General features: G+C 64.8%; 3 protein-coding genes. 1 reads left to right on the forward strand and 2 read right to left on the reverse strand.

Translation table 11 applies throughout. From position 1 onward, the window contains the following. Both AC1DQP_RS19470 and AC1DQP_RS19475 read right to left on the reverse strand, forming a co-directional pair. Window positions 1-475 (reverse strand): MBL fold metallo-hydrolase (locus AC1DQP_RS19470; protein ID WP_478052298.1); only part of this gene is annotated, 475 nt, incomplete at its 3' end. Then, the gene (locus tag AC1DQP_RS19475; protein ID WP_457319641.1) at window positions 472-1,443 is read right to left on the reverse strand and encodes an MBL fold metallo-hydrolase; all 972 of its coding nucleotides are present in this window, start codon (window positions 1,441-1,443) and stop codon (window positions 472-474) included. The genes AC1DQP_RS19475 and AC1DQP_RS19470, both read right to left, overlap by 4 nt. Here AC1DQP_RS19475 and gcvA point away from each other — a divergent pair. Further along, window positions 1,429-2,373: a transcriptional regulator GcvA gene (gcvA, locus tag AC1DQP_RS19480; RefSeq protein ID WP_478052299.1), complete on the forward strand. Its 945-nt coding sequence runs from the start codon at window positions 1,429-1,431 to the stop codon at window positions 2,371-2,373. The genes AC1DQP_RS19475 and gcvA overlap by 15 nt on opposite strands. Window positions 2,374-2,403: the final 30 nt, after the last annotated feature.

A 2,403-nucleotide genomic window follows, 5' to 3' on the forward strand; every position in this document is an offset into this window, starting at 1 on the left:
CGTCAGAGGCGGGCACCACCGATGCTGTGAAGACACCTAGCAACTGCGGCTCCCAAAGCGTTGCGGGACGTGCCCTGGCGCCTCCAGGGACGGGAAGCGGATGGGTCCCCTCGGGGTAAATCAAGCTACCGCCGTTCCGCAGCGCCTGGACCACCGCACCGGCGTCGAAGTGGTCCGAGTGGACGTGCGTCAGCAAGACCGTCGTGTCGCCCACCCCGCCCTCAACGGGAACCAGGACGTCCGGCAGTGCCCTGCCCCACTCCGCAGCATTGGTCAGGGGGTCGATCAGCAAGGTTGAGCCTGGCAGCTGCAGGCGAATGCCCGCCCAGGCAAGGCGCTGAATCCGCAGGTCGTCCGACGCTGGCCGTGCGACGGCGTGGGAGACCGGCAACAGCGCGGCCGTGGCGCCAGCGGCGAGGCCGGAAAGAAAGACGCGACGGCCCATGCGTGCGCCATCTGTCACGTCGCCGCTCATGCGACATCCGCCGAACGGGCCAGGTAGGTGTCCAGCTCAAAGATGCCCTGGGATTCGATGGCCTCCAGGTTGTGCAGATGCCACGCCGTTTCGAACGCGCTTGCCTCGACGCCGGGCGCCAGGCAATCCCCGATCCGAAGGGTGGCCAACCGGGACGCCAGCGATGCACCCTCGCCTTGCGCGCGTATCGCCACCACGTTCTGGCGGATCCGGTCCAGGTAGTGCAGTGCGTTGTCGAGCACGGCGGCGTCAAAGCGGCCCATGTGCCCACCGATGACAGTGCCGCGCCCGAACTGCTTCACCCGACCAATGGCCGTTCGAATCTGGACCGGATCGGCCTTTGAGAGGTAGACGATGTTGCCCACGATGTTGTCGCCCACGCAGACCAAGTCGGCGGTGGGAACATCCACGCTGATGTGATCCATCGTCTTGCCGGGATTGTGCAGCAGGCGTAGCTCATGGCGGCCCCAGCGGATGCGCATCGCGCTGTCGAACACCACCTGCGGCTCGCAGTAAAACGCGTCGACACGGCGGTTCTGTGACAGGAAGGTGTGGCGGTAGTTGCGGTGCGCGATGACCATGGCATCGGGGAAGGTCGAGAGCCCCGCGATGTGGTCGCTCATGAAATGGGTGGCGACGATGACGCGCACCGTTTTCCCCAGCTCGTCGCAGATCAGCACGCGCAACGCAGCCGCGTCGGCCGCACTTCCGAGTGCATCCACCAGCAGCGCGTCATTGCCATCGAGGAACACGGTTGCAACGGATTGGTGGTCCTCGCCGACGCACAAGAACACGTCCGGACCCAGCGGTTTCAGATGCATGTCGGCTACCCTTTGAATGGAGGCCGCCATGATTGACGGACGGACAGACGCCGACAAACGAGAAGATTTGACCTTCAGATTAGTAAAACTAACCTGATAAGATCGGCCATCCGTGCTGGCAGGAACCCCCTGATGAAGCCGCGCCACGCCCCTCCCCTCACTGCGTTGAGAGCGTTTCAGGCCGCTGCACGTTCCTTGAGCTTCCAGAAGGCGGCCACCCAGCTCTTTGTCACACCGGCCGCGGTGAGCCACCAGGTCAAACGCCTCGAGGCCCACCTGGGCACCGAGCTCTTCGAGCGTGGCCATCGTACGGTGACGCTCACCCCGCAGGGCGCCGCCCTTGCGGCGTCGCTCACTGAGATTTTCGGGATGCTCGATCTCGCACTGGACCGAGCCGCACCGGCTGAACCCGGCCACCTGCGCGTCAGCACCATGGAGTCTTTCGCCGCGAAGTGGCTGGCGCCCCGGCTTCATCGGTTCCACGACGCCCACCCGGATATCCACGTTCGGCTTTTGACGACCGATCAGCTGGTCGACGTTGGCCAGGACCAAGTTGATGTCGCGATCCGATACGGCCTGGGGACATACCCGGGCGTGCAGGTCGAGAAGTTGATGGACGCCCCGGTGTTTCCGGTGTGCGCCCCGGGCACGTCACGGAAGGATGGCAAGCCGATTGCATCGCCCGCCGATCTCGCCGATGTCGCGTTCATCCATGATCAAAGCGCTGAAGGACGTCCGGGCGTTCCCGATTGGGCGGCGTGGCTGCAGGCGGCTGCCTTGCAGGGCGTATCCGCTAACGCCGGCCCCTTGTTTCCCAGTATCTATCTAGCCCAGGAGGCAGCGGTCAACGGGCACGGCGTTGCGTTGGGATTGGCTCCCCTGGTAGAAGAAGATCTGCGGCGAGGACGGCTTGTTAGGCCCTTCGACGGCAGCCTGCCTAATGCGTATGCGTTCTGGGCGGTCCGCCCGCTCGCCGCACGTCGTAAAAGCGCAACAGACGCCTTCTGTCACTGGCTGCAGACGGAAGCCACCGGAACTCTTTCCTCACCCGCCTTGCAGCGGACCGGTGTCCCTTGACCCCTCGACGAATCAAGGGCCGGTCCGAAG

The sequence above is a fragment of the Stenotrophomonas sp. P5_A8 genome (assembly GCF_056400545.1).

Bases quoted from the DNA above. Each gene is read 5' to 3' on its own strand.
- gcvA (WP_478052299.1), top strand. From the start codon at position 1,429: ATGAAGCCGCGCCACGCCCCTCCCCTCACTGCGTTGAGAGCGTTTCAG.